Source organism: Pantoea sp. K16 (assembly GCF_048452805.1).
In the GTDB taxonomy this organism is placed as follows: Bacteria; Pseudomonadota; Gammaproteobacteria; order Enterobacterales; family Enterobacteriaceae; genus Pantoea; species Pantoea agglomerans.
In genome coordinates this window covers 331459-358445 of sequence record NZ_JBLWNV010000003.1, presented here as the reverse complement: position 1 = coordinate 358445, position 26987 = coordinate 331459, and the positions used below count along the sequence as shown (strand labels likewise).

Below are 26987 nucleotides of genomic sequence, written 5' to 3'. Positions count from 1 at the left end.
CGAGGACGGCCCGGCAGCAGCAGAGGTGCGCTGGCCCGCACTGCGGCTCGCTCGCACAGAAAAAAAGCTGCCACGTCTGACCGTGACAGCCTTTACAACTCTAATCTTAACTGACCAGCATTATGCCAGTGGCAGCCTTTTTTGATCTCAGCGACCAAAGAGATCGCGGCGTTTAGGTTTCAGCGGCTGAGCTATCAGCACCAGCGCCGCGACCAGCAGATAACCGGCGAACACCACAATCATCCACTGCGGCATGCTGAGCGTCAGGAAAGTCCAGCTGCGTTCTGCACAGTCACCGCTGGCAAGAAACACCGACGGCAGCCACTTATCCAGCGGTAAGCCGCTGGGGAAGCGGGCAGCAAAATCACAGGTGGTGAAGGGGTTAGGGTGCAGCTGAATCATGGTATGTTCATAAGAGAGACGCAGACCTTCCCAGGCACTGTAGATCCACAACGCCAGCGCCGCCAGACGCAATGGCGATTTCGGCGCAATCGCACCAACCAGACCCGCGCCCAGCACACCAAACAGCGCATTGCGCTCATAAATACACATCACGCAGGGCTTCAGGCCCATTACGTGCTGAAAAAAGAGTGCTGTTAATTCCAGTGCAAGTGCAGTCAGTGCCAGTAGTAACCAGGCTCCGCGACCACGTGAGCATTGATTCAGATATCGCAACATATTGCATTCCCTGTAAACGTTAATGCCACGCAGTGTAAACCAAAAGCGTTTGCAAACCAGCCAGGGGCAGGGAAAAATCGTGTGCAAACATGACCTGATTCTGATCCAGAGCAGGTTAAATGAGGATAAGCCGGACCTTATCGGCAGAACGACCGTCAGTGAAGAGCGGGGAGAGCCGCAGTGGCGACAGGGGCGATCGCATGCGGCAGGAGGCGAAACGGCAGGCGCGGGTTATATGCTGTCAAAGTCCTGCGCTTTCAGGGTGGCTGAACGCTGACACTCAGCGGTGCTGTGGCACGCGCCATTTCAGCGCAGAAAGCCATTCAGCCCGCCCGTGATCCCGAAGCCGCTGATACTGCGGTCAGCCATGCTGAAATATGCGCCTGCGCCCGGTTTTAATGGTTACGCAGGCTATATCCGCTATAGGGCGTCTGGTATGATGAGTGCCCATCATGATTAGAAAAGCAACGAGAACACATTGCTATGGTTATAAAGGCTCAGAGTCCAGCGGGATTTGCTGAAGAGTATATTATTGAAAGCATCTGGAACAGTCGCTTTCCGCCAGGGTCGATTCTTCCTGCTGAGCGTGAGCTTTCTGAATTGATTGGGGTGACGCGCACCACCTTGCGTGAAGTGCTGCAGCGCCTGGCGCGCGATGGCTGGCTGACTATTCAGCACGGTAAACCAACACGGGTGAACGATTTCTGGGAGACGTCCGGCCTGAATATTCTGGAAACGCTGGCCCGTCTCGATCACGACAGCGTTCCGGTGCTGATCGACAACCTGCTGTCGGTACGCAGCAATATTTCATCGATCTTTATCAGCCGGGCGCTGCGCCATCATCCGGACAAAGCACGCGAAGTGCTGGAAACGGTCAGCGCGGCTGCCGATCAGGCTGATGCCTATACCGAGCTCGACTACCGGGTGTTCCGCGGTCTGGCGTTTGCGTCAGGTAACCCGATTTACGGTCTGATCCTGAATGGCCTGAAAGGGCTCTATACCCGCGTTGGCCGCCACTACTTCTCTAATCCGGAAGCCCGTCAGGTCGCGCGCGATTTCTATCTTAAACTGCTGGAACTGTGCGACAAAGAGCCCGGACAGGATGAGATTGTGGACGTGGTGCGCAACTACGGCCGCCGCAGCGGTGAAATCTGGCACAGTATGCAGAAGAATCTGCCCGACGATCTCGGCAGTAAGCGTTAAAAAAAACCGGACATCGCGTCCGGTTTTTTGTTTTTATCCCATCAGAGTGATGAACCGCGTGGTGGATTACGATCCAGCAGCTCTACGCTGCCATCCTCGTTCTGCTGTTCCAGAATCACATCAAATCCCCACAGACGATGCACATGTTTCAGCACCTCGCGACGGCTCTTATCCAGTGGCGTGCGGCTCTGCGGCACATAACGCAGGGTCAGCGAACGGTCACCGCGCAGATCGACGTTATAGACCTGAATATTCGGTTCGAGATTACTCAGGTTGTACTGCGCAGAGAGCTGCTGGCGAATTGCCCGGTAGCCCGCCTCATCGTGGATCGCGGCGATTTCGAGATAATTGTTGCGGTCATCATCCAGTACGGTAAACAGACGGAAATCACGCATGACTTTCGGCGACAGGAACTGGCTGATAAAACTCTCATCCTTGAACTCGCGCATCGCAAAATGCAGCGTTTCCAGCCAGTCGGAACCGGCGATATCCGGGAACCAGTAGCGATCCTCCTCGGTCGGCGACTGACAGATACGCTTGATATCCTGCATCATCGCGAACCCTAACGCATAGGGGTTGATGCCGTTATACCACTGACTGTTATAGGGCGGCTGAAACACGACGTTGGTGTGGCTGTGCAGGAACTCCATCATAAAGCGTTCCGACACTTTGCCTTCATCATAGAGGTGATTGAGGATGGTGTAGTGCCAGAATGTTGCCCAGCCTTCATTCATTACCTGGGTCTGTTTCTGCGGATAGAAATACTGGCTCACCTTGCGCACAATGCGCAGGATCTCACGCTGCCATGACTCCAGCAGCGGGGCGTTTTTCTCCATAAAATAGAGCAGGTTTTCCTGCGGCTCAGAGGGGTAGCGCGCGGCTTCAAAGGTCACGGTCTCTTTCTCACGCCGTGGCAGCGTTCGCCACAGGGTGTTCACCTGACTTTGCAGATACTCTTCACGGCTTTTCTGCCGCGCCTTCTCCTCCTGCAGAGAGATTTTCTGCGGGCGCTTATAGCGATCGACGCCATAATTCATTAAGGCATGGCAGGAGTCGAGCAGCCGCTCTACCTCTTCGACGCCATAGCGCTCTTCGCAGTCACTGATATAGTTTTTGGCGAACAACAGGTAATCGACAATCGACCCGGCATCCGTCCAGCTGCGGAACAGATAGTTATTTTTAAAGAAAGAGTTGTGGCCATAGCAGGCATGCGCCATCACCAGCGCCTGCATGGTCATGGTGTTCTCTTCCATCAGGTAGGCGATGCAGGGATTAGAGTTGATGACAATCTCATAGGCCAGACCCTGCTGACCATGCTTATAGCGCTGCTCGGTCTCGATAAACTTTTTGCCGAATGACCAGTGTGAATAGTTGATTGGCATGCCGACGCTGGAGTAGGCATCCATCATCTGTTCAGAGGTAATCACTTCGATTTGGTGCGGGTAGGTATCAAGCCGGTAGAGTTTAGCCACCCGGTCGATCTCGGCTAAGTAGACATCAAGCAGTTCGAATGTCCAGTCTGGTCCGTCATTGAGTCGTTTGCTGTCTCTGATGGCTTCGTCAAAGATTGTCGTCATAGCGCACCTCTTTTTTGCAAACCGGCTGACCCGAAAGACAACCCGTTCTGGTTATTTAAGGCTTCATCCTGAAAAAGGGAACCCGAAAAAAACTGAGCGAACACAACAATGATAGCCCACTGTCGCTTATCCGAAATGCGAACTCAAACGAATTCTTTGGCACAAAATCATTAAGAGTGGTGCGGCAGAGAATTTAACAGCCTTTAATACTAGCCTTATTATAAATTGCGGAATCTAATCCTGTTTATAAGCGGAATGTATGGGGTTGAATGAATCTCCTGCAACAGGCAGATTTAACTGCCTTCGTTGTCATTTATTTCTGTGTTTAAGGATTAAGACGCATAAAGCGCTGAAATTGGCCGTGCGACAAGATTTTAGTTACCTGAAAAGTAAAAAAGATGTGAAATGGATGGTGAAATTCTGTGGTGGTGTCCGCTATGTAAATCCGCTGACTATCATCAGTTGAACAGTGAATTATGCTTTTACAGGTCGGGTGGGGGAGCTATGCACGTTGTAATTCTTGGAAGTGGTGTGGTCGGGGTGGCAAGTGCCTGGTATCTGGCGCGTGCCGGACATCAGGTGACGGTCATTGATCGTCAGCCCGCCGCAGCGATGGAGACCAGTGCAGGGAATGCCGGTCAGATCTCTCCGGGTTATGCCGCACCCTGGGCAGCGCCCGGCGTGCCATTGAAAGCGGTGAAGTGGATGTTTCAGCGCCACGCGCCGCTGGCTATCCGGCTGGATGGCAGTAGTTTTCAGCTGGAGTGGATGTGGCACATGCTGCGCAACTGCGACATCAATCACTATCAGCAGAACAAAAGCCGCATGGTGCGGATTGCCGAATATAGCCGTGACTGTCTGAAAGCGCTGCGCAGTGAAACCGGCATCGCCTATGAGGGCCGTCAGGGCGGGACGCTGCAACTGTTCCGTACCCAGCAGCAGTTCGACAGCGCCAGCAAAGATATTGCGGTGCTGCGCGACGCGGGCGTGCCCTATGAGCTGCTGCAGGCGCATGAACTGTCTCGCGTTGAACCGGCACTGGCGGCAACCCAGCATAAACTCACCGGCGGATTACGCCTGCCCAATGATGAAACCGGCGACTGTCAGCTCTTTACTCAGCGGCTGGCAAAAATGGCCGAAGAGGCGGGCGTGGTCTTCCGCTTTAATACTCCGGTCGACCACCTGCTGCGCGATGGCAATCGCATCTATGGCGTGAAGTGCGGCGATGAGATTATCAAGGCGGACAGCTATGTGGTGGCGTTCGGTTCCTACTCGACCGCGCTGTTAAAAAATGTCATCGATATTCCGGTCTATCCGCTGAAAGGCTATTCACTCACTATTCCGATTAAAAATCCTGATGCCGCACCGGTTTCAACTATCCTGGATGAGACCTACAAAGTGGCGGTGACGCGGTTTGACGATCGTATTCGTGTCGGCGGCATGGCGGAAATTGTTGGTTTTAACACCAAACTCACCGAAGCGCGGCGGGAAACGCTGGAGATGGTGGTCAGTGATCTCTATCCTGAAGGCGGTCATCTCGCGCAGGCGAGTTTCTGGACCGGTCTGCGTCCGATGACGCCAGACGGTACGCCGATTGTGGGCGCCACACCGATCTCTAATCTCTGGCTCAATACCGGTCACGGTACGCTGGGCTGGACGATGGCGTGTGGTTCTGGTCAGTTGCTGGCCGATCTCATCTCCGGTAAAAAGCCGGCCATTGCGGCGGATGACTTAGCGGTGTTCCGCTACTTACCCGGTTTCGCGGCGACCTCATCGCCGCTGCGTAACGCCAACGCAACTCGTTAAGTATTCAGGGAGAGAGAGGATGTCACGTCCGATTGTCGCTATCATCAACCAGCAGGCGTTACATCATAACCTGACTGTTGTTCGCCAGGCGGCACCCGCCTCCCGCGTCTGGTCAGTGGTGAAAGCTAATGCTTATGGCCATGGCATTGATCGCGTGCGCGAGGCGTTATCTGCCACTGACGGCTTCGCGCTTCTTAATATGGAAGAGGCGATCCAGCTGCGCGAACAGGGCTGGAAAAAGCCGATTCTGCTGCTGGAAGGTTTCTTCCAGCCAGAGGATCTGCAGCTGATTGACCGTTATCGTCTCACCACCAGCGTACACAGTAACTGGCAAATCAACGCGCTGGCCAGTGCCAGACTTGCAGCACCGGTTGATATCTATCTCAAAATGAACAGCGGGATGAACCGGCTGGGTTTTCGCCCGGAACAGGTCAACGGTGCATGGCAAAAGCTGCGGGCGCTCAGTACGGTAGGTGAGATGACGCTGATGGCCCATTTTGCCGATGCGGAAAATCCGCAGGGTCTGATTGCGCCACTGCAGCGCGTAGAGCAGGCGGCTGAGGGGCTGAACTGCCCGCGATCGCTCTCCAACTCCGCCTGCACCCTGTGGCATCCTGAAGCGCACTTTGACTGGGTCCGTCCCGGCATCATTCTGTATGGCGCGTCGCCCAGCGGTGACTGGCAGGACATTGCAGGCAGTGGCCTGAAGCCAGTGATGACCTTAAGCAGTGAGATTATTGCGGTCCAGCAGCTACAGGCGGGCGATGGAGTGGGTTACGGCTACCGCTATCACGCCAGTGCAGCGCAGCGAATTGGCGTGGTGGCCTGTGGCTACGCGGATGGCTATCCACGGCATGCCCCGACGGGTACGCCCGTCTGTGTCGATGGTGTGATGACTCAGGTGGTTGGTGCGGTTTCGATGGATATGATCACCGTCGACTTGACCCCCTGTCCCCAGGCCGGTATTGGCTCAGCCGTGGAGCTGTGGGGTGAGCAGGTGAAAATCGATCAGGTGGCAAAAGCGGCCGGAACGGTAGGGTACGAGCTGATGTGTGCGCTGGCACCCCGCGTTCCGGTAACCGTTATTTAAGCGCGGTCAGGCTGCCGCGCATCTTTCTGCTGCAGCGCCAGGCGATAAAGGCCAGCGCTGCACCCAGCAGCATCATCAGACTCAGCGACAGCTTCTCCGGCACCGGCAGCGCCACAATGACCAGGCTGCCTGACGCGCCACCGGCCATCTGAATGAATCCCTGCAAGGCGGACGCCACGCCCGCCTGTTGCTGATAGGGCTCCAGCGCATAGCTGGTGGCCGGTCCCACCGTAAAGGCCAGCCCGGCAACTGAAACGGCCACCGGGAACATGTAAAGCGCCCAGTGCGTCTGCATCTCCGCCGGGAAGATCTGCATCCCCGCAACCAGCAGCACCGCGCCCATCAGCATAGTGAAAAACCCCATCGCCAGGCAGAAAGGGCGACCCGCTTTGCGAATCGCTTTATTCACGAACATGCTGACAAACATGATCCAGAAACCGTTGGCGCCAAAAGCAAAAGAGAACTGGATTGGCGTCAGCCCGCCTTCGGTCATTAATACCTGCGGTGCCAGCGACACGTAGGTCAGCACCATGCCTAGCGCACCGGCATTGGCGAACGCGAACGCCAGAAAGCGCGGCTGACGCAGGATCGCGGCATACTGTTTAATCGGTAATCCTTTCACCCGCAGGGTATCCGCCGGGCGCGTCTCTGGCAGCCAGATAATCACCAGCAGCGTAATCAGCACGCCGTAGGCGCAGAGAAACCAGAAGGGTGCGCGCCAGTCAAAGGCGCTGGCCAGCAAACCGCCCAGCAGCGGAGCCAGGGCCGGGACGATGTTTAATGCGCCATTCAGGAAGCCATACGCACGGGCGGCATCATCACCGCTCAGGCGATCACGCACGCCGCTAAAGGCCACGACCGCGCTGCAGCAGACGCCACAGCCCTGCACCAGGCGGGCAAGGACGAACAGCGGGAATGAGGTAGCGGTGGCGGCGATGGCACTCCCCGTGATGTAAAGCGCCAGGCCCAGCAAGGCGATCGGCTTACGGCCATAGTTGTCCACCAGCGGGCCGGTCACCAGTTGTCCCAGCCCCATGACCAGCAGAAACAGGGGAATGGTGGTCTGCACCAGATTAACCGGCGTATCCAGCCCTTCTGCGATTTGTGGCAGCGTGGGCAAATAGAGATCGATGCCTAAGGGTGCCAGCAGCACCAGGCTTAATAACAGCAGAGTAAATTTTTGCATAACAACCAGAGGGTAAGCGTTCTGTTAAAAAACGATCGCAGAGGGTAATGATTCAGCGGCAAAAAAGATAGAGGAAGTCGTGCGGAAAGTGCGATGCCTGCTGTAAACAGGCATCGCAGAGGTCTGATTAGTAAGCGCCGTCGCGGCGTAACACCACGCCTGCGGTTTTGAACAGGATCGCAATATCGGTCCAGAGCGCCCAGTTTTTGACATACCAGGAGTCAAAATAGACGCGGGTATCATAGTCGATATCGTTACGTCCGCTGACCTGCCACAGACCGGTCATACCCGGCTTGGCCATCAGGTAGTAGTCGACATCACCGGCATAACGCTCCAGCTCAGCTTCAATCACCGGACGCGGGCCAACCAGGCTCATCTCGCCACGAATCACGTTCCACAGCTGCGGCAACTCGTCCAGGCTGGTTTTACGCAGGAAACTACCAATCCGGGTCACGCGCGGGTCATTCTTCAGTTTGAAATCTTTGTCCCACTCAATTCGTGCCTCTTCGCTGGTTGCCAGTAATTTCTCCAGCACCTCTTTGGAATTGGTCACCATGGAACGGAATTTCAGACATTTGAATTTTTTGCCATTCTGGCCCACACGCTCGTGACCATAAATGGCATTGCCGCCATCACGTTTTACCATATAACAGAGCAGGGCGAAGATTGGGCCGAGGAACAGCAGCAACATCGACGCCACCACGATATCAAAGGCGCGCTTCATGAAACGGGAGGAGTGTTTCGCCAGGTTGTTGCTGACGCGCAGAATCATCACTTCATGGCTGAAGATAAAGGACATGTCCGTGCCGTAAAGCGGCACGCCGCGCAGCGTCGGGATCACTGAAACTGAACGGCAGTTCATTTTCGACAGGAATTTCAGCCAGCGATCGCGCATCGGCTGCTGCTCATACTCCATCGCCACAATAAACTGCACGTTGTCGCGGTCAATGGTCTGCCAGTTGATATCTTTCCAGGTGATCACCGGCACGCCATTCACGCTCTGCTGAGCCGGGACATCATCGACCGAGATAAAGGCCTGTACGTTGTAGCCCAGAATCTCTTCACTCTGCAGCGCCGCGTAAGCTTCGGTGGCGTTTCTGCCGGAGCCAATAATGATGGTCTCTTTCTGCCACTGACCCGCCTTGTGAATGGCGCGTTTAACCAGAGCACGCATCAGCGGCAGCAGCAGCAGGGCATATGTCCAGCTGAAGACCCACACCATGCGGGAGAAGTCCCATTTAGAGAAGGCGATCAACGCGAGGTCGAGCAGCGAGAAAACAAATAATGTTTTAATGATCTCTTTCAGCTCAAACCAGAAGGGTTTGCGATAGGTATAGTGACGCAGGCGTACCCAGAACCAGCCGGTACACATAACTGACATAATAAACTGTGCCACAAAACGATATTCAATTTGATGAGGTGGAATAAAGGAATCCAGCTCGCCCCAAATACCCTGTATCGTCGCGGCAGATAAAAACAGTGCGAGGTTAAGTGCAATCAGATCGGAAAAGCTCAGGGCGAATTTCACGATGATATTTTTACGCGTGCCGCTCCACGAGCGGCTCGGGCTATTCATTATCAATGTACTTGCCATAAAACCTGCTCTCTTTCTCAAGTAAAAGATGGCCTGACCAGAATCATGTACGCGCTCAGGGGTGGGCTTCTGAAAAATTAAAAAATAATTTTCAGTCTGTTGCAGTCAGTAAAGCCAGTGCAGCTGCAAAAAAGATAACGGCTAAAGCGTGATAGTACTCACGAAATGTTGCAGCATTGAGAATGAGTATGCAGGAGTTATTTGACAGAGTTAATACGGAAAAAATCTGAAAACATCAAAAGTGATTAAAGTTTTAAATGGCTAAGTTTTGGTTTTTACTGGATAAAATAAGGCGGGAGTTGGTTATAACCAAACTGTTTAAGACGCTTTTTAGGAATTACCGCCAAATCTTACGACTGGCGGTAGTGGTAACGGACTCAGGCAGGTTTTTTTAAAATCCAGCGGTCCTGCTGTTTATCGTAATGACCAATCTGCAGATCCACCGGTTCTCCGTCAATCCATGCCGGAACGCTGGTATCGCGATCCCAGCCATCAAGTTGGGTAATTAAGCCGGGATTGGTGTGACAGGGGATGCTGACGGTGTCGAGGTTCTCACTGTCAAGATCGGCATCAACAATCTCATAACGACCAATTTTAACCACGTGTCCCATTCATTTCTCCCGTTTTTGCTGGCATAGACTTTTAAGCTTAGCGTATCGACAGAAAATAACGTGGCTGAATGATTAGGATTATTCCTTCTCTTCAGCCGGACGGACACCAATCTTCACAATACGGTTATCCTCTTTCTCCGCGACGGTCCACGTCAGCTGATTCCACTCAACCTGATCGCCAACCACCGGCGCGCCGCCCAGCATACTCAGCACCAGTTGTCCCAGCGACTGCTGATCGTTGGTGTTCTCATCCAGTTCCAGTCCGTAAATCTGCGCAATATCGCGCAGGCGAGCTTCAGCATCCAGAATAAAGTCACCAAAGAAACGCTGGTCGAGGGAAACCGGCGGCGACTGGCTGAACATCTTACCCAGCGCCGGCAGATCGCGCTCACGGCCAATCACGCAGATGACGTCGTTCTCCCTGAGACGCGTCCCATCATTCGGATGCATCAGCACATTGTCACGGAACAGGGCGGCGATGCGGGTCTCACGCGGCATCTGCAGGTCACGCAGTGCGGCGCCGACGCACCACTTGTCAGCGCTGAGCTGGTAGACAAACTGCTCCCACGGATTTTCGGGGTGGATATCCAGACCGATACGGCTGATAGGCGATGCGGTAGGCGGCACCACTACTTTGGCTTTTTTCGCTGCAAAGCCCAGCGAGGTGCCCTGCAACATCAGGGAGACCAGCACCACAAAGAAGGCGATATTAAAATAGAGCGACGCGTTTTCTAATCCGGCCATCATCGGGAAGACCGCAAGGATAATCGGTACCGCGCCGCGTAAACCGACCCAGCTGATAAAGACGCGTTCGCGGGTGGTAAAACTGCGAAACGGCAGCAGACCAATAAAGACCGACAGTGGGCGCGCAACCAGAATCAGCCATAGCGAGAGGATCATCGCCGGAACCGCGATATGCCACAAATCAGACGGGGTTACCAGCAATCCCAGCACGATGAACATGCCAATCTGACTCAGCCACGCCATGCCGTCAAAGGTCTGCAGAATGCCGTGACGGTTGCGAATCGGCCTGTTGCCCAGTAAAAAGCCGCACAGATAGACCGCCAGGATGCCGCTGCCCTCTAATACCGTGGTCAGGGCGAACACCAGAATGCCGCCACTCAACGCCAGCAGCGGATAGAGCCCACCGGCCAGACTGATACGGTTAATCAGCTGCTGTAGCGCCCAGCCGCCGCCCAGGCCCAGCACAATACCCAGACCAAACTGCTGCACCAGATGCACCAGGAACATCCAGTCAAGGCCGCTGCGGCCCTGCTCGATCATCTCAATCAGCGTAATGGTCAGGAACACCGCCATCGGATCGTTACTGCCCGATTCAATCTCCAGCGTGGAGCTGACGCGCTCATTCAGACCTTTGTCACCCAGCAGGGAGAAGACGGCGGCGGCATCCGTGGAGCCGATGATCGCGCCAATCAGGAAGCCCTGCATCATATCCAGGTTAAACAACCAGGCGGCGACCACACCGGTTAAGCCTGCGGTAATCATGACCCCGACGGTCGCCAGCGACAGCGCTGGCCCCAGGGCAACTTTAAATGAGCTGGCTTTGGTCCGCATGCCGCCATCCAGCAGGATAATCGCCAGCGCCAGGTTCGAGATTAAGTAAGCCGCCGGATAGTTATCAAAGGCGATGCCGCCGATACCATCAACCCCGGTCAGCATGCCCAGGGCAAGGAAGATCACCAGAATGGGGATGCCCAGTCTGGATGAGAAAGAGCTGAGCAGAATGCTCGATGCGACCAGCACGGAACCGATGATAAACAGACTGTAGACAATAGTGTGGTTCAAACCCGATCTCCTGAGATATGACAGTGCGGTGCAGCGACTGGTGACAAATATCCATGCTATCTCTGAAAGATAATGTTTTATCAAGGAGTTGTCATTGTGAAAATGATCATTATACGAATTGCTTAACAGCATATGGAATCAGATTAATGTGAAGAATGAGGGGGTTGGCAGGCAAGCGGCAGAAAACAGACTGTTTTAGCAGGTTATTCTGAAGATAAAAAAAGCCGGCGATGAGCCGGCTTAGTGCATCAGGCTTCCGTTGCCTGTTTATGGAACAGCGATCGGAACACCGGGTAGATATCTTCCGGCTCACGAATGTGTTCGATAGCAAAGTTATCGAACGTCGACTGCAGATGCTCATACTCGCGCCACAGCGTCTGATGTGCACGGCGGGTAATCTCGATATAACTGTAATAACGCACCACTGGCAGAATATGCTTCGCCAGGATCTCGTGACAGAGCGGTGAATCGTCGGCCCAGTTATCGCCATCCGACGCCTGCGCAGCATATATGTTCCACTGCGCCGGGTCATAGCGCTCTTTCACCACCTCATCCATGAGTTTCAGTGCACTCGAAACGATGGTGCCACCGGTCTCCTGGGAGTAGAAGAACTCCTGTTCATCCACCTCTTTGGCCTGCGTGTGATGACGAATGTAAACCACATCAACATTCTTGTAGGTGCGGCTCAGGAACAGGTAAAGCAGGATATAGAAGCGTTTCGCCATATCCTTGGTGGCCTGATCCATGGATCCGGATACATCCATCAGACAGAACATCACTGCCTGGCTGGAAGGCTCCGGCCGTTTCTCAAAGTTTTTGTAGCGCAGGTCGAAGGTGTCGATAAAAGGCACCCGATCGATACGCGCCCGCAACTCGGCGATCTCTTTGCGCAGCCGCTCCTCCTCCAGAAGCTGAGCCGGTTCAGAGTTCTCAATCTCCAGCAGCGTTTCTTCCAGTTCGTGCAGCATCCGGCGTTTACCCGCCGTCATCGCCGTACGACGCGCCAGCGAGTTCTGCAACGAACGTACGACGCTGATATTGGCAGGCACACCGTTGGAGGTGAAGCCGGCACGGTGGGTCTTATACTCATTCAACTGACGATGCTGGTTCCGGCGCAGGTTAGGCAGGGCGAGATCTTCAAACAGCAGGTCCAGATATTCATCTTTCGATATCTGAAAGACAAATTCATCCTGACCTTCACCATCCTGACTGGCATTGCCCTGGCCACTGCCGCCGCCACCGCCACCCTGCGGGCGCTCGACCCGGTCATTCTGCACAAAATGATCGTTGCCCGGATGGACCCGATGGCGGTTGCCGCCGCGTCCCTGATGGAAAATTGGCTCATTGATGTCGTCAATCGGGATAGAGACAGACTCACCGCTGCTTACATCGGTCACCGAGCGTTTATTGATGGCCTCGGAGATCGACTGCTTAATTTGCGACTTATAACGGCGCAAGAAGCGCTGGCGGTTTACCGCGCTCTTGTTTTTGCCGTTAAGTCGGCGATCGATGAAATAGGCCATGGTATTCCCCCAAACTACATTGTAAGCAGGCCGGGCAAACCCGACCTTGTCAGACCGGTATCACTTACCGGCAAGCTTACAGACTCTTATCAGGACGATTTACGCACACGCAAATACCATTCACACAGCAGGCGAACCTGTTTGCGGGTATAGCCTTTTTCCATCATGCGATCGACAAAATCATCATGCTTTTTCTGCTCATCGGTAGAGGTCTTGGTATTAAACGAAATCACCGGCAGCAACTCTTCCGTATTTGAGAACATTTTCTTCTCGATCACGGTGCGTAATTTCTCGTAACTGGTCCAGTTCGGGTTGCGGCCGTTATTGTGTGCCCTGGCGCGCAGCACGAAGTTGACGATCTCATTACGGAAATCTTTCGGGTTACTGATGCCAGCGGGCTTCTCGATTTTCTCCAGTTCCGCGTTGAGCGATTCACGATCAAACAGCTGTCCGGTATCGGGATCGCGATACTCCTGATCCTGAATCCAGAAGTCGGCATAGGTCACATAGCGGTCAAAGATGTTCTGACCATATTCAGAGTAAGATTCCAGATAGGCGGTCTGAATCTCTTTGCCGATAAACTCAGCATATTTGGGGATCAGATAGCCTTTGAGGTGCTCAAGGTATTTCTCGGCCTGATCCTGTGGGAACTGTTCGCGCTCAATCTGCTGCTCCAGTACATAGAACAGGTGCACCGGGTTGGCCGCCACTTCGGCGTGGTCAAAGTTAAATACCCGCGACAGAATCTTAAAGGCAAAGCGGGTTGAAAGGCCGTTCATCCCCTCATCCACACCGGCGTAATCATGATACTCCTGCCATGACTTCGCCTTAGGGTCGGTATCTTTCAGGCTTTCACCATCGTAGACCCGCATTTTGGAATAGATGCTGGAGTTATCCGGATCCTTGAGACGTGACAGGATAGAGAAGCGTGCCAGCGTTTCCAGCGTACCCGGTGCGCAGGGCGAGGTCGCCAGCTCACTGTGATTAAGTAACTTGTCGTAGATTTTGATCTCTTCAGAGACCCGCAGGCAGTAGGGCACCTTGACGATATAGACACGGTCAAGGAACGCCTCATTATTCTTGTTATTACGGAACGTCACCCACTCTGATTCGTTGGAGTGCGCCAGAATAATGCCGTTAAACGGCAGCGCCGAAATCCCCTCGGTGCCGTTGTAGTTCCCTTCCTGCGTCGCCGTCAGTAAGGGGTGCAGCACCTTGATAGGCGCTTTGAACATCTCAACGAATTCCATGATGCCCTGGTTGGCACGGCAGAGTGCGCCGGAGTAACCGTAAGCATCAGGATCGTTTTGCGCGTGGTTTTCCAGTTTACGGATATCCACTTTACCGACCAGCGCAGAGATATCCTGGTTGTTCTCATCACCCGGTTCAGTTTTGGCAATCGCCAGCTGTTCCAGGATCGACGGCCAGACTTTCACCACTTTGAAACGCGAGATATCGCCGCCAAAGTCGTGCAGTCGCTTAGCGGCCCACGGCGACATGATCGTGCCGAGATAACGGCGCGGCACGCCATACTCTTTTTCGAGAATATGCGCATCTTCCTGCGGGTTAAACAGGCAGAGAGGGTGGTCATTAACCGGGCTGCGTTCCCCGTCGGCGCTCAGTACATAGATGGGTACCCGCTGCATCAGCGACTTAAGCCGTTCCGCCAGTGAGGATTTACCGCCACCTACCGGCCCCAGTAAATAGAGGATCTGTTTCTTCTCTTCCAGTCCCTGAGCGGCATGTTTCAGGTAGGAGACGATCTGTTCAATCGCTTCCTCCATGCCGTAAAACTCCTCGAACGCCGGATAGCGTCCCATCACACGGTTGGAGAATATTCTGGAAAGGCGTGGCTCCTGAGCAGTATCGACCATTACCGGCTCTCCGATAGCCATTAACAGTCGCTCTGCAGCGTTGGCGTATGCACTGCGATCCTGCTTACAGATAGCAAGAAATTCCTGCAGTGTGAACTCTTCGTCCTTGGCAGCTTCATAACGCTGACGATAGTGATCGAATATATTCATAGCGATGCCCGTCCTTTCGTTTTTAGCACAGGTAAGGAGCGTAATTAGAGGCTTATAGCAGCTCCCGGAAGATATTCTCTGTTGAGTACAGCAACCCTTATGCCAACCTGATCTTTCTTATCGGGATACACAACTTTTGTGGTTACTCTGCTCGTACAAAATGTCTGCTGTTACTTCTAACTGTAGATGGCTTCTAGGAAATTTCCTCCACGGGTTTGGGTTAATGAGGGGAAGATCAACTGTACAGCGGGTCTGTTGTGAGATGCGTTCTTATGGGTGATGCTTTAACTTAACGTGTTTTTAACCTTTAATGCCACTTTCATCGATCAGTCACTTAAAGGATTTCGATATAAGTTAATCCAGCCGTGAAAAAACGTTAGACTTCCTGTTTGATTGTTATATTTATGGAATGAATAAATTGTGAACCAATTCAAATTTAAGACGCTTGTTGCACTTCTGCCCTGTTATTTACTGGCCACGCACGCGAATGCCGCACCGCTTTCCATTGGCGCATCGGTCATCTATGCCGATTCACCTTATCGCGGCGGCCAGGACCGGTATATCCCGCTTCCGGTTATCAATTACGAGGGTGAAGACTTCTGGTTCCGCAGCCTGCAGGGCGGCTACTACCTGTGGAAAGATCCTCAGAACCAGCTGTCACTGACGCTGCTGGGTTCACCGCAGGAGTACAAACCCAGCGACAACGACCTGGGCGACATGAAAGGGCTGGATAAACGCCGCATGACGCTGATGGGTGGCGCAACCTATCGTCACACCGCTGACTGGGGGATTGTCCGTACCTCATTGCTGGGGGATGTGCTCAATAACAGCAATGGGATGATCTGGGACCTGACATACCTCTATCGCTTCCAGATGGGTGACTTCAGCCTGACGCCGGGCATCGGGGCCACATGGAACAGCGCCAATCAAAACCGTTATTACTATGGGGTATCCGGGCATGAAAGCGCCCGTACCGGCATCAGCCGTTACAACCCGGATGACAGCTGGTCACCTTATGTGGAACTGAGCGCCAGCTATCAGATTGCGCCGCAGTGGAATGCCAGCGTTATGGGGCGTTATATCCGTTTCGACAGCGAAATCAAAGACAGCCCGATGATTGATAAAAGCGGGCAGGCGTTAATCTGGACGGGTGTCAGCTATACCTTCTGATAACGCACCAAAAGAGGGCATTTATTGCCCTCTGTTCTTTTACAGGGCCTCAGAATGGGGCGGGAGAGCAGAATGCGTAACACGATTAACTTTGCCGGTTTTGGCGATCTGCCGGTGATCGGTCAGGGCACCTGGTATATGGGTGAAAACCCGGCGCAGCGTGCTGATGAAGTCGCTGCATTGCAGGCGGGTCTTGAGTGCGGCTTGAAGCTTATCGATACCGCCGAAATGTATGCAGATGGCGGAGCCGAAGAGGTGGTCGGGCAGGCACTGCTGGGCCGTCGCGACCGGGCGCTGCTGGTCTCCAAAGTTTATCCGTGGAATGCGGGCGAAGTGGATGCCATTGCAGCCTGTGAGCGCAGCCTGCAACGTCTGCAAACCGATTATCTCGATCTCTACCTGTTGCACTGGCGCGGCAATATTCCGCTGGAAGAGACACTGCGCGCGATGGAACGCCTGCAGCAGCAGGGCAAAATTCGTCACTGGGGCGTATCGAATTTTGACACCGATGATATGGCCGAACTGTGGGATGAAGAGAAGGGCGAGGCCTGCGCGACCAATCAGGTGCTCTATCATCTGGCTTCACGCGGCATTGAATTTGATCTGCTGCCGGCATGTCAGCAGCGTGGCGTACCGGTCATGGCTTACTGTCCGCTGGCCCAGGCCGGACGGCTACGTGACTCACTCTTTACCGATCCTCAGCTGACTCAGATTGCACAGCAGAAGGGCATCAGCGTGGCGCAATTGCTGCTGGCCTGGGTGATTCGTCAGCCAGGAGTGATTGCCATTCCTAAAGCCAGTTCAGTGGCCCACGTTCAGGATAATGCGGCGACGCTGGAGGTGGAACTGACCGATGAGGATTTGCAGCTCATCGATCGCGCCTGGCCAGCGCCACAGCATAAGTTGCCGCTGGATATTGTTTAGCCGTTAACGTTGTCGCTGGCTGCGGCTTTCTTTTTGAGACGGAACGTCGTGGCCAGTCGTGCCGGTTTTTCTCCCGCGCTGCGTAACGGTTTGCTGATACGCGCCGTCTCCACACAGACCATGGTCTTATAGCCCTCATTCGCCATATCCGTCATGCTGCAGGAGAGTTCCACACCCGGATTCCACGTGACAACGTCACTATGATGATGGTGGTACACCTCGATCTGCCGTTCTCCCGCAGTATCATTAATCACTGAACAATCTTCTGCTGCGGTAAAGATACGGTCGATGCGTCCAGGATAACGCTGTTTGCCGTCGCTGCTGGCCACCTCGCCGTTATTCACTTTGTCGATATAGCTATTGCCCAGACCCGAGACTTCCACACCGTTGATGTCGCTGACGGTAAAGTAGCTGTGCAGAGCCGCCGTCGCTTCAAAGTCACCATAGGCTTCCAGCTCAATCTCACAATGCTGGCCCAGCCGGAAGCGGGCAATCAGGGTGAATTCATGCGGCCAGAGCTTCAGCGTCTGAGGGTTGCTCTCCAGCACCAGCGTCAGCATGACGCCATCTTCATTTTCATCATGCGCCGTGAGCTTCCACGGCTGAACCCGCGCAAAGCCGTGTGCCGGTTCGCCCGCCGGGCCGAACCACGGCCAGCAGATCGGAACGCCGCCACGAATCGCCTTACCCGGTGCAAAGAGACTCTTATCACTCAGCCAGAGTACCGGCTTTTCGCCGCTGGGTTGCCAGGCGATGAGGTGCGCGCCCTGAAGCGTAATGGCTGCCCGCACTTTAGGGTGACTCACAACAATGGCGGGGAGTTCACCTATCTGGCGCTGGGTGAGGTAAGGGGAGATCTGCGTGACCACCGGCAGAGAAAACAGTTTATCTTGCATGTTCGATTCCTTCCTGTGCGGATCAAAAAAAGGGCGACCGAAGTCGCCCTTATTCTCAATGATGTCTGACTGCCTTATTTAGCAGAAACCAGTGCAATCAGGTCGAGAACTTTGTTTGAGTAGCCAGTTTCGTTGTCGTACCAGGAAACCAGTTTCACAAAGTTGTCGTTCAGCGCGATACCGGCTTTAGCGTCAAACACTGAAGTCAGGATTTCGCCGTTGAAGTCGGTAGAAACCACGTCATCTTCAACGTAGCCCAGAACGTCTTTCATCTCACCTTCTGCAGCCGCTTTAATTGCAGCACAGATTTCTTTGTAAGAAGCCGCTTTTTCCAGACGCACGGTCAGGTCAACAACGGAAACGTTAGGGGTTGGTACGCGGAATGCCATACCGGTCAGTTTGCCGTTCAGCTCTGGCAGAACTTTACCAACGGCTTTAGCTGCGCCAGTTGATGAAGGAATGATGTTCTGCGATGCGCCGCGGCCGCCGCGCCAGTCTTTATGAGAAGGGCCATCAACGGTTTTCTGGGTAGCAGTGGTGGCGTGAACGGTCGTCATCAGACCTTCAACGATGCCAAACTTGTCGTTGATCACTTTTGCCAGCGGTGCCAGGCAGTTAGTGGTACAGGATGCGTTAGACACGATATCCTGGCCATCATATTTGTCGAAGTTTGCACCACGAACAAACATTGGGGTGTCATCTTTAGATGGACCGGTCAGAACGACTTTCTTAGCACCTGCGGTGATGTGTTTACGCGCGGTTTCGTCGGTCAGGAAGATACCGGTTGCTTCAGCAACAACGTCAACGCCCACTTCATCCCACTTCAGGTTGGCCGGATCACGTTCAGCGGTAACACGGATTTTTTTACCGTTAACCACCAGTGCGCCATCCTGAACTTCTACTGTGCCGTCGAAACGACCGTGAGTAGAGTCATACTTCAGCATGTACGCCATGTAATCCGCGTCCAGCAGGTCGTTGATAGCAACGATTTCGATGTCAGAACGCTTTTGAGCAGCACGGAAAACGATGCGACCGATACGGCCGAAACCGTTGATACCTACTTTGATAGTCATATATTCCACCAGCTATTGGTTAGTGAATAAAAGGTTGCCTGTAAAATTACAAAAACCTTACCAGGCGTCAAGCGGAATCGTGTCAATTGTTGCGACAAATCAATTCGCCTGAGAGGAATTATTCGATGCGCAACCGCTTGCGCGCCGCCAATGATATCGCGCTTCGTTGAATCAATCGCCGAATATATAGGGATGCTCCGGATAAAAGGTGATCGATGTCACAAATCCGCTTAGCAGAGAGCAGGCTGAAAGGGTGAGCACAAAAAAAGACCCGGGTTATGTTGATCATTTGTTAGAATAATAGTCGAATTTTTCAGAATGGCACTGCCCGGAATCCTAAAATGGCTAAAGACACCGCACCCGAAGCAAAAATTGCACAGTTGACTGAAATGCAACGCTACGTCACTCAGCAACGCGGAACGGAACCGCCTTACAGCGGCGCACTGCTGCACAACAAGCAGGAAGGGATCTACCACTGTCTGATCTGTGAGGCGCCACTTTTTCTCTCTGAGACGAAGTATGACTCTGGCTGTGGCTGGCCCAGTTTCTACCAGCCGGTCAGTGATGATGCGATTCGCTATATTGAAGATGATTCACACGGCATGCAGCGTATTGAGATCCGCTGTGGCAGTTGCGATGCGCACCTGGGACATGTCTTCCCTGACGGCCCGCAGCCGACCGGCGAACGCTATTGTGTTAACTCCGCCTCGCTGAATTTCACCGACGAGCAGGGCGAACAGACCAAAGGGTAATGGCGATGAAGGAACAGCTTGAAGCAATGCTTGCATCGATGACGCCTGAAGTCTATCAGCGTCTTGCCACGGCGGTTGAGATTGGTAAATGGCCGGATGGCGTGGCACTGACCCAGGAGCAGCGCGACAATTGCCTGCAGCTGGTCATGATGTGGCAGGCGCGGCACAACGACGCGCCCCAGCACATGACCATCGGCAAAGGTGGCGAAATGGTGATGAAGTCGAAAAAAGAGCTCAAAGAAGAGTTTGGAATTGACCCTGACGTGACCCGCATCCATCTGCATTAAAAAAAAGCTGGCGTCATGCCAGCTCCATTTTAAATCAGAATTGCGCCCTGAGCCGTCATCTGGGCAAAGGCAATTTCACTGTCTTCGGGATTCAGATTGACGCCGCGGCAGCCCTCTTTAACCACCTCAACGTGGTATCCCAGCTCCAGCGCATCCAGCACGCTATATTTTACGCAGTAATCCGTCGCCAGCCCCAGCATCACCAGATGGGTGATCCCACGCTCACGCAGCCAGCTGTCCAGCTCGGTCTTACGGCGATGGCCATTGTCGAAAAAGGCGCTATAGCTGTCGACATCCTGATCCTGGCCCTTATGGAACGTCGCATCGAACAGTGAGCGATCCAGACCTGGATGAAAATCAGCGCCAGTCGAGCCCTGAATGCCGTGATCGGGCCACCAGATCTGGGCCAGACCATTTAACTCGCCCAGCGTGTAAACCGGTTCGCCGGAAACCGAGGCAAAACTGCCGTGATCGGCCGGATGCCAGTCCTGCAGCGCCAGTACGCATTCACCGTTTTCACGGAACAGTCGCGCATAACGATTCGCCACCTCGACCGTATGGTCACCCTCATGGACTGCCATCGGGCCGCCGGGGCAAAAATCGTTCTGAATATCAATAATGATGAGTGCCCGCTTCATTACATATCGCTCCGTTTCAGTCTTCAGTCAGTTCGCCGCGCAAATTCTGCTGCATTCTGGCTCGGATTTGATCGGCCGAAAGATCCTGGCTGAGTAAAAAGTGTAGCTTTGTCAGCGCCGCTTCCACGGTGAGGTCAAATCCGCTGATGACACCAGCATGTTCCAGCGCATTGCCGGTAGCGTATCCGCCCATATTCACTTTGCCGGAAATACACTGGGTGAGATTTACCACCACGATGCCACGCTCGCTGGCCTGCTGCAATTCTGCCAGAAATTCCTTGTTCTGCGGTGCATTACCCACACCATAGGAGCGCAGGATCAATGCTTTGACTGGCTGACGCAGAAAGTTACGCACAACGTCGGCTGAAATGCCGGGATAGATGGTGACCACACCGATGGGCTGAGGCGTAATGGTGTGAACCTTCAGTTCACCCTGACCGGCTGGGGCAGGCGGTGTATTGAGGCGACGAATATGAATGCCCGCTTCCAGCAGCGCAGAGAGGTTGGGCGAAGCAAAGGCGTTGAAGCCGTCTGCATGTGCCTTGGTGGTCCGGTTACCGCGATAGAGCGTGTTATTGAAAAACAGCGACACTTCGCTGATCGGATAGTTGGCCGCCACATAGAGCGAATTTAAGAGATTCTGCTGACCATCTGAACGTAATTCCGCTAACGGAATCTGCGAGCCCGTGACGATAACCGGCTTGGCCAGATTTTCCAGCATAAAGGAGAGTGCTGAGGCGGTAAATGCCATGGTGTCGGTGCCATGCAGGATCACAAAACCATCATAGCGATCATAGTTCTGACGGATATCTTCTGCGATAGAGTGCCAGTCCTGCGGGGTCATGTCGGAAGAGTCGATCAGCGGCTGATACTCATGAATGGTGAAATCAGGCATCTCAGGGCGGTGGAACTCCGGCATGTTAGCCAGCTGTTGCTGCAGGTGTCCGGAGACGGGAATATAACCCTGCGCCGAACGCTGCATACCGATCGTCCCGCCAGTGTAGGCTACGTAGATGTTTTTCTTTTGCATTAGAGAACTCAGACTCGCCATAAAACGCGCAGTATAAGGGGAATAGCGGGGAAAAGCAGCCCGACCAGCGGCCGGGCTGCGAGGTTTATCGCACTTCGCCGCAGTTCAGGCAGAATGCATAACGGTTCTGAGGATCGTTCTGCTTGTCGAACAGACCAGGCTGGGCTTTCATAGCACTCATCACATCCAGCATCGGTGCTGGCAGCCAGGCTTTCAGCGTATCAGGCAGGACAGCCTGCACCGACGCGTTCATCTGGCTCAGCATCATATCCAGGAAGCTCGGGTCATCCTGATACCAGCTCAGCTGCGGATTACTGACTTTCGCCAGCTCGCCCGCCTTCTTCACGGCATCATCGAAGTCACCCAATGCATCAACCAGACCATTGGCTTTCGCATCGCTGCCGGTCCAGACGTGGCCCTGTGCAATGGCATCAATCTGCTCTGGGGTTTTGTGACGTGACTTCGCCACCAGACCGACAAAGTTGCGGTAGCCATTTTCGATGGTCAGCTGCATCAGTTGCTGAACTTCCGTTGGCAGCGCTTTGGTGGTTGAGATATCCGCCAGCGGTGAGGTCGCAACACCGTCTGTGTGCACGCCAATACTGTCCAGGCTGTTCTCCAGCGTATTGATCACGCCGAAGATGCCAATCGAGCCAGTCAGCGTGCTGGGGTTCGCCACAATGTAGCTGGCAGGGGTTGAGATCCAGTAACCGCCAGACGCCGCCATGCCTCCCATCGAGACCACAATCGGCTTACCGGCCGCCTGCGCTGCCGCCAGCTCTTCACGAATCGCTTCCGAGGCGGTGACGCTGCCACCCGGGCTATTCACCCGCAGAATAATCGCTTTGATTTTCGGATCGAGACGCGCATCGCGGATCTGCGCCGCCGTCGTGTCGCTACCGACGTTGCCCGGCGTCTCTTCACCATCCATGATGGCACCGCTGGCCATGACTACCGCGATGTTGCCATCCTGCTGCGTGGAGGTGGTTTTCACGCTGTAGTCATAGATGCTGACGCTACGGTAATCGTTGCTCTGCTTATCCAGACCAAAGGTTTTTACCAGCTCCTGATCGGCTGCCGCACGTGAACCCAGGGCATCGACCAGCTTGTTATCCAGCGCATATTGCGCGGTATCGCCTTTCACGGCGTTTAATCCGGCAATAATCGCAGCAGCACCGGGGAAGAGTTGCTCCGGCGTAATCTGGCGGTTCGCTGCCATGGTGTTCAGGTAGTTCTGCCACAGCTGACCGACCCAGCGGCTGTCTGCATCCCGTGCGGCAGGGGACATGTCGTCACGCAGGAACGGCTCAACCGCTGATTTGTAGGTCCCGACACGGAAGACGTGTGAGGTGACTTTCAGCTTCTCCAGCAGGGTTTTGTAATAGAGTCCGTTGGTGGCGAAACCATGCAGATCTACGGTGCCCTGTGGTGACAGATAGATTTTGGTGGCGTAGCTGGCAAGGTAATACTGCGCCTGGCTGTAGCTGTCGCCCAGTGCATAAATCGGCTTGCCGCTGTCGCGGAATTCGCGCAGCGCTTTACCCACATATTGCAGTGAAGGCTGATCGCCACCGGCAAATTCGCGTAAATCGAGCACCATGCCTTTAATGTTGCTGTCATCTTTTGCCTGACGAATAGCGTCGACCACATCAAACAGCGAATTTTCCTGTAAACGATCACTGCTGGCACCCAGCAGCTGGCGGCCAATTTTGCTCAGACGATTGCTTACCGACGGTTTATCCACCAGCACGCCGCTGAGATCCACTTTCAGTGCGCCTTGCTGAATCGGCGCTGAACTGCCGCCCGACCCGCTGACCTGCAGCCAGATCCCTACACCCACAACAATCAACAAAATCAGGAAAATATTCAGAATAAATTCCCTGATAAAATTCAGTACCCGCCAGCTCCAGCGGAACAGACCTGCAATTATTCGCCACAATGTGCGCATCAGACTCTCCATAAATATGTAGCAGGAAGTGGCCGCCGCGCGGACCAGACTTCCCCGACGAGCTCATCCTAAAGAGCGGCGTGTTAAAAGTCAGCAGGAAATCACTGCGCACTGTTACAAAAAATCTGCCTGTGCCAGGATAACTGCAACATTACAGAGATCGGGAGAGAAACATGGACGCACTGGAGTTACTGGTCAACCGACGTTCGGCCTCACGCCTGACTGAGCCGGCACCTGCGGGTGACGCACTGGAAAATATCCTGCGGGCTGGTATGCGCGCCCCGGATCACGGCACGCTGCAACCCTGGCGCTTTATCATTGTGGAAAATGAGGGTCGCGACCGGCTGAGCCAGCTGCTGGAGCAGGCAGCACGCGATAAACAGCTGGATGAAAAGGCGATTAACAAAGCGAGCCAGTCACCTTTTCGGGCACCGATGATCATTACGGTGGTGGCACATTGTGAAGCGCACCACAAAGTGCCGCGCTGGGAGCAGATCGCCTCGGCAAGCTGTGCAGTGATGGCCATGCAGATGGCGGCCGTCGCTCAGGGTTACAACGGTATCTGGCGCAGTGGTCCCTGGACCGATGACGAGCAGGTACGCCAGGGGTTTGGCTGCCGCGAACAGGATGCTATCGTCGGCTTTCTCTATCTGGGCACCCCGCAACTGAAATCCAGCACCACGGTGCTCCCACCTGACACGGCGCCTTTCGTCCGTTACTTCTGACTACAATGCTTGTCCGGTTCCGGCAGGGTGCATTTCAGCCCTGCTTTTTGCACGGTTCCTGTGCGAACGATCGCTAACGCCGCGCATCACACTTACGCCAGCGGGCCTGCCAGGCTAACATAGCCCCAGTATTCAAACCGACAGCGGACAACCGGTTATCACTGCGTTCCCCCTGATGTTAAGGATTACCTGATTCAATGCGTTTGTTTATTGCGGAAAAACCGAGCCTGGGGCGTGCTATCGCAGATGTGCTGCCGAAACCGCATCGACGCGGTGATGGATTCATCGCCTGCGGCAACGATCAGATCGTCACCTGGTGTGTAGGCCATCTTCTGGAGCAGGCGCAACCCGACAGTTATGACAGCCGTTATGCGCGCTGGTCGCTGGCGGATTTACCCATCATTCCGGAAAAATGGCAGCTAAAACCGCGTCCCTCGGTCGCTAAGCAACTGAAAGTGGTTGAGGGCTTGCTGGCGCAGGCGAATGAAGTGGTGCACGCCGGTGACCCGGATCGGGAAGGGCAGTTGCTGGTGGATGAGGTGCTCGACTACCTGAACCTGCCGGCTGAAAAACGCAGCAAGGTGCAGCGCTGTCTGATTAACGATCTCAATCCTCAGGCGGTGGACCGGGCAGTAAACCGCCTGCGTGAAAATCGCGAGTTTATTCCGTTGTGCGTCTCGGCGCTGGCCCGCGCCCGGGCGGACTGGCTCTATGGCATTAACATGACCCGCGCCTGGACGCTGCTGGGACGCAATGCAGGCTATGATGGCGTACTGTCGGTGGGCCGGGTGCAGACGCCGGTACTTGGGCTGGTGGTCCGGCGCGATGAAGAGATCGAGAACTTCGTGCCGAAAGATTACTTCGAAGTGAAAGCGCACATCCTCACGCCTGACGGCGCCCGATTTATCGCCAGCTGGGTCCCCAGTGAAGCCTGTGAACCGTGGCAGGATGAAGAGGGCCGCCTGCTCAAACGCGCGCTGGCGGAGCATGTGGTGGCGCGTATTACGGGCCAGCCGGCGATCGTCACTGCTTACAGCGATAAACGCGAAAATGAGGTGGCGCCGCTGCCCTTTTCCTTATCCAGCCTGCAGATTGAGGCCGCTAAACGTTACGGGCTGAGTGCGCAGACGGTGCTGGATACCTGCCAGCGGCTTTACGAAACCCACAAACTGATTACCTATCCCCGTTCGGACAGCCGCTATCTGCCTGAAGAGCATTTTGCCGGTCGTCATGCGGTGTTAAAGGCGATACAGGCGCATCAGTCACAGCTGACCCCACCGGCAGATTTCGATGCCGATCGCAGAAATCGTTGCTGGGATGATAAAAAAGTGGATGCCCACCACGCCATTATTCCAACGGCCCGTGCCAGCGCGGTGAAACTCAGTGAAAACGAGCAGCATATCTATGAACTGGTGGCGCGCCAGTATCTGATGCAGTTCTGCCCGGATGCGGTATTCCGCAAATGTGTCATCGATCTCGATATTGCCGGCGGAAAATTCGTGGCGAAAGCGCGCTTCCTGGCGGAAGCGGGGTGGCGTGCGCTGCTGGGCAACAAAGAGCGTGATGAAGAGAACGACGGCATGCCGTTGCCGGTGGTAGCGAAAGGGGATGAGCTGCTGTGTGAGCGCGGAGAGGTGCTGGCGAAGCAAACCCAGCCGCCACGCCCGTTTACCGATGCCACCATTCTTTCTGCAATGACCGGCATTGCCCGTTTCGTTCAGGATAAAGAATTAAAGAAAGTACTGCGTGCGACCGATGGTTTAGGAACGGAAGCCACACGCGCCGGCATTATCGAATTACTGTTTCGTCGTGGCTTCCTGGTGAAGAAGGGCCGCTATATCAATTCTACGGATGCCGGACGCGCCCTGATTCACTCCCTGCCCGATCTGGCAGCACGCCCGGATATGACGGCGCAGTGGGAATCGACACTGACGCGTATCAGCGAAAAGGCCTGCCGCTATGATGAATTCATGCAGCCGCTGGTGCAGACCTTAACCGGTCTGATCCAGCAGGCGCGACAGCAGCCTGCGGCGCATGCATTTCGGGGATTACCGTCCACCGGACAGAAACGTCCGGTGCGCAAAACCAGGCGTAAAGTGAAGGAGACGGAATGAGGCGTTATTCAGTATTACTGCTCGTGGCCCTGTCGCTGGCGACCAGCGTGGCGCAGGCCAACAGTCGTTATCAGTCGATGCCACAGCAGGGCAGCAACGGTGGTAACACCGATGTCGTGGTGGATATGCCACCCGAGGCATGGACACAGGCAGAGAGACGTCAGCCAGACTGTCTCCGCTGCTGTATCTTTGAGAACCGTAACTACACGGAAGGCGCGGTGGTGAAATCAGAGGGGGTGTTGCTGCAATGTACCCGTGATGAACACTCCATCGGCACCAATAACCTGATCTGGAAAATAGTGAAATAGCCGTCGCGTGGCGCTCTGCCACGC

At 54.5% G+C, this 26987-nt stretch carries 23 protein-coding genes; 10 read left to right on the top strand and 13 right to left on the bottom strand.

The genetic code is table 11. The features are described from left to right. Positions 1 to 147 precede the first annotated feature (147 nt). On the bottom strand, positions 148 to 678 hold the full coding sequence (gene dsbB, locus ACK13D_RS06130; RefSeq protein WP_010260580.1) for a disulfide bond formation protein DsbB: 531 nt from the start codon (positions 676 to 678) through the stop codon (positions 148 to 150). Positions 679 to 1161: 483 nt separating this feature from the next. Between dsbB and fadR the strand changes: the two genes are divergently transcribed. Further along, on the top strand, positions 1162 to 1881 hold the full coding sequence (gene fadR / locus ACK13D_RS06125) for a fatty acid metabolism transcriptional regulator FadR (RefSeq protein ID WP_010670276.1): 720 nt from the start codon (positions 1162 to 1164) through the stop codon (positions 1879 to 1881). A 41-nt stretch (positions 1882 to 1922) separates the two neighbouring features. Here fadR and ACK13D_RS06120 read toward each other — a convergent pair whose 3' ends face one another. Beyond that, a complete protein-coding gene (locus ACK13D_RS06120; RefSeq protein ID WP_010260586.1) occupies positions 1923 to 3458 on the bottom strand; it encodes a SpoVR family protein in 1536 nt (511 codons plus the stop codon). A gap of 504 nt (positions 3459 to 3962) precedes the next feature. Here ACK13D_RS06120 and ACK13D_RS06115 point away from each other — a divergent pair. Both ACK13D_RS06115 and dadX read left to right on the top strand, forming a co-directional pair. Continuing rightward, positions 3963 to 5264: a D-amino acid dehydrogenase gene (locus tag ACK13D_RS06115; RefSeq protein WP_010260588.1), complete on the top strand. Its 1302-nt coding sequence runs from the start codon at positions 3963 to 3965 to the stop codon at positions 5262 to 5264. A gap of 19 nt (positions 5265 to 5283) precedes the next feature. Further along, the gene (dadX, locus tag ACK13D_RS06110; RefSeq protein WP_346450097.1) at positions 5284 to 6354 is read left to right on the top strand and encodes a catabolic alanine racemase DadX; all 1071 of its coding nucleotides are present in this window, start codon (positions 5284 to 5286) and stop codon (positions 6352 to 6354) included. Here the strand turns inward: dadX and ACK13D_RS06105 are convergent. The 6 genes from ACK13D_RS06105 to yeaG form a co-directional block, all read right to left on the bottom strand. Next, positions 6347 to 7540 (bottom strand): multidrug effflux MFS transporter, encoded by a 1194-nt coding sequence (locus tag ACK13D_RS06105; protein WP_346450098.1) that lies wholly within the window; start codon positions 7538 to 7540, stop codon positions 6347 to 6349. The genes dadX and ACK13D_RS06105 overlap by 8 nt on opposite strands. 127 nt (positions 7541 to 7667) lie before the next feature. Next, the gene (gene wbaP, locus ACK13D_RS06100) at positions 7668 to 9134 is read right to left on the bottom strand and encodes an undecaprenyl-phosphate galactose phosphotransferase WbaP (RefSeq protein WP_346450099.1); all 1467 of its coding nucleotides are present in this window, start codon (positions 9132 to 9134) and stop codon (positions 7668 to 7670) included. Between the two features lie 377 nt (positions 9135 to 9511). Next, the gene (locus tag ACK13D_RS06095; RefSeq protein WP_010260598.1) at positions 9512 to 9745 is read right to left on the bottom strand and encodes a DUF1480 family protein; all 234 of its coding nucleotides are present in this window, start codon (positions 9743 to 9745) and stop codon (positions 9512 to 9514) included. A 78-nt stretch (positions 9746 to 9823) separates the two neighbouring features. After that, positions 9824 to 11551, bottom strand: coding sequence for a potassium/proton antiporter (locus ACK13D_RS06090; RefSeq protein ID WP_132498747.1), 1728 nt, complete (start codon positions 11549 to 11551; stop codon positions 9824 to 9826). Between the two features lie 248 nt (positions 11552 to 11799). Next, complete coding sequence (locus tag ACK13D_RS06085; protein WP_061901390.1) at positions 11800 to 13074, bottom strand: YeaH/YhbH family protein; 1275 nt, start codon at positions 13072 to 13074, stop codon at positions 11800 to 11802. 89 nt (positions 13075 to 13163) lie between these two features. Further along, positions 13164 to 15098, bottom strand: a complete 1935-nt coding sequence (gene yeaG / locus ACK13D_RS06080) for a protein kinase YeaG (RefSeq protein ID WP_010260606.1) — start codon at positions 15096 to 15098, stop codon at positions 13164 to 13166. 420 nt (positions 15099 to 15518) lie between these two features. Here yeaG and ACK13D_RS06075 point away from each other — a divergent pair, with 420 nt between their 5' ends. Both ACK13D_RS06075 and ACK13D_RS06070 read left to right on the top strand, forming a co-directional pair. Then, the gene (locus tag ACK13D_RS06075; protein ID WP_010260609.1) at positions 15519 to 16268 is read left to right on the top strand and encodes a MipA/OmpV family protein; all 750 of its coding nucleotides are present in this window, start codon (positions 15519 to 15521) and stop codon (positions 16266 to 16268) included. A 72-nt stretch (positions 16269 to 16340) separates the two neighbouring features. Continuing rightward, positions 16341 to 17192 (top strand): aldo/keto reductase, encoded by an 852-nt coding sequence (locus ACK13D_RS06070; RefSeq protein WP_418795926.1) that lies wholly within the window; start codon positions 16341 to 16343, stop codon positions 17190 to 17192. Here the strand turns inward: ACK13D_RS06070 and ACK13D_RS06065 are convergent. Together ACK13D_RS06065 and gapA are read right to left on the bottom strand one after the other, a co-directional pair. Further along, on the bottom strand, positions 17189 to 18088 hold the full coding sequence (locus ACK13D_RS06065; protein WP_122888819.1) for a D-hexose-6-phosphate mutarotase: 900 nt from the start codon (positions 18086 to 18088) through the stop codon (positions 17189 to 17191). The two genes, ACK13D_RS06070 and ACK13D_RS06065, sit on opposite strands and share 4 nt — an antisense overlap. Positions 18089 to 18162: 74 nt before the next feature. Then, on the bottom strand, positions 18163 to 19161 hold the full coding sequence (gene gapA, locus ACK13D_RS06060) for a glyceraldehyde-3-phosphate dehydrogenase (RefSeq protein ID WP_003852747.1): 999 nt from the start codon (positions 19159 to 19161) through the stop codon (positions 18163 to 18165). A 341-nt stretch (positions 19162 to 19502) separates the two neighbouring features. On the opposite strand from gapA, the gene msrB reads away from it, so the two are divergent. Next, on the top strand, positions 19503 to 19913 hold the full coding sequence (gene msrB, locus ACK13D_RS06055) for a peptide-methionine (R)-S-oxide reductase MsrB (protein WP_010670269.1): 411 nt from the start codon (positions 19503 to 19505) through the stop codon (positions 19911 to 19913). A 5-nt stretch (positions 19914 to 19918) separates the two neighbouring features. Further along, positions 19919 to 20200 (top strand): YeaC family protein, encoded by a 282-nt coding sequence (locus ACK13D_RS06050; protein ID WP_003852750.1) that lies wholly within the window; start codon positions 19919 to 19921, stop codon positions 20198 to 20200. Between the two features lie 29 nt (positions 20201 to 20229). Here the strand turns inward: ACK13D_RS06050 and pncA are convergent, their stop codons facing one another. The 3 genes from pncA to sppA form a co-directional block, all read right to left on the bottom strand. Continuing rightward, complete coding sequence (pncA, locus tag ACK13D_RS06045) at positions 20230 to 20838, bottom strand: bifunctional nicotinamidase/pyrazinamidase (protein ID WP_010260626.1); 609 nt, start codon at positions 20836 to 20838, stop codon at positions 20230 to 20232. Between the two features lie 16 nt (positions 20839 to 20854). Beyond that, entirely contained in the window at positions 20855 to 21868 is a 1014-nt protein-coding gene (ansA, locus tag ACK13D_RS06040; protein WP_033787679.1) for an asparaginase, read from the bottom strand. A gap of 85 nt (positions 21869 to 21953) precedes the next feature. Continuing rightward, positions 21954 to 23816, bottom strand: coding sequence for a signal peptide peptidase SppA (sppA, locus tag ACK13D_RS06035; RefSeq protein ID WP_418795923.1), 1863 nt, complete (start codon positions 23814 to 23816; stop codon positions 21954 to 21956). 173 nt (positions 23817 to 23989) lie between these two features. Here sppA and ACK13D_RS06030 point away from each other — a divergent pair, with 173 nt between their 5' ends. The 3 genes from ACK13D_RS06030 (at position 23990) to ACK13D_RS06020 (ending at position 26963) form a co-directional block, all read left to right on the top strand. Further along, positions 23990 to 24541 (top strand): NAD(P)H nitroreductase, encoded by a 552-nt coding sequence (locus tag ACK13D_RS06030; RefSeq protein ID WP_010260634.1) that lies wholly within the window; start codon positions 23990 to 23992, stop codon positions 24539 to 24541. Between the two features lie 197 nt (positions 24542 to 24738). Then, the gene (locus ACK13D_RS06025; RefSeq protein WP_163851736.1) at positions 24739 to 26655 is read left to right on the top strand and encodes a DNA topoisomerase III; all 1917 of its coding nucleotides are present in this window, start codon (positions 24739 to 24741) and stop codon (positions 26653 to 26655) included. Next, on the top strand, positions 26652 to 26963 hold the full coding sequence (locus tag ACK13D_RS06020; protein WP_010670267.1) for a DUF1496 domain-containing protein: 312 nt from the start codon (positions 26652 to 26654) through the stop codon (positions 26961 to 26963). The genes ACK13D_RS06025 and ACK13D_RS06020 overlap by 4 nt, the downstream gene beginning before the upstream one ends. Positions 26964 to 26987: the final 24 nt, after the last annotated feature.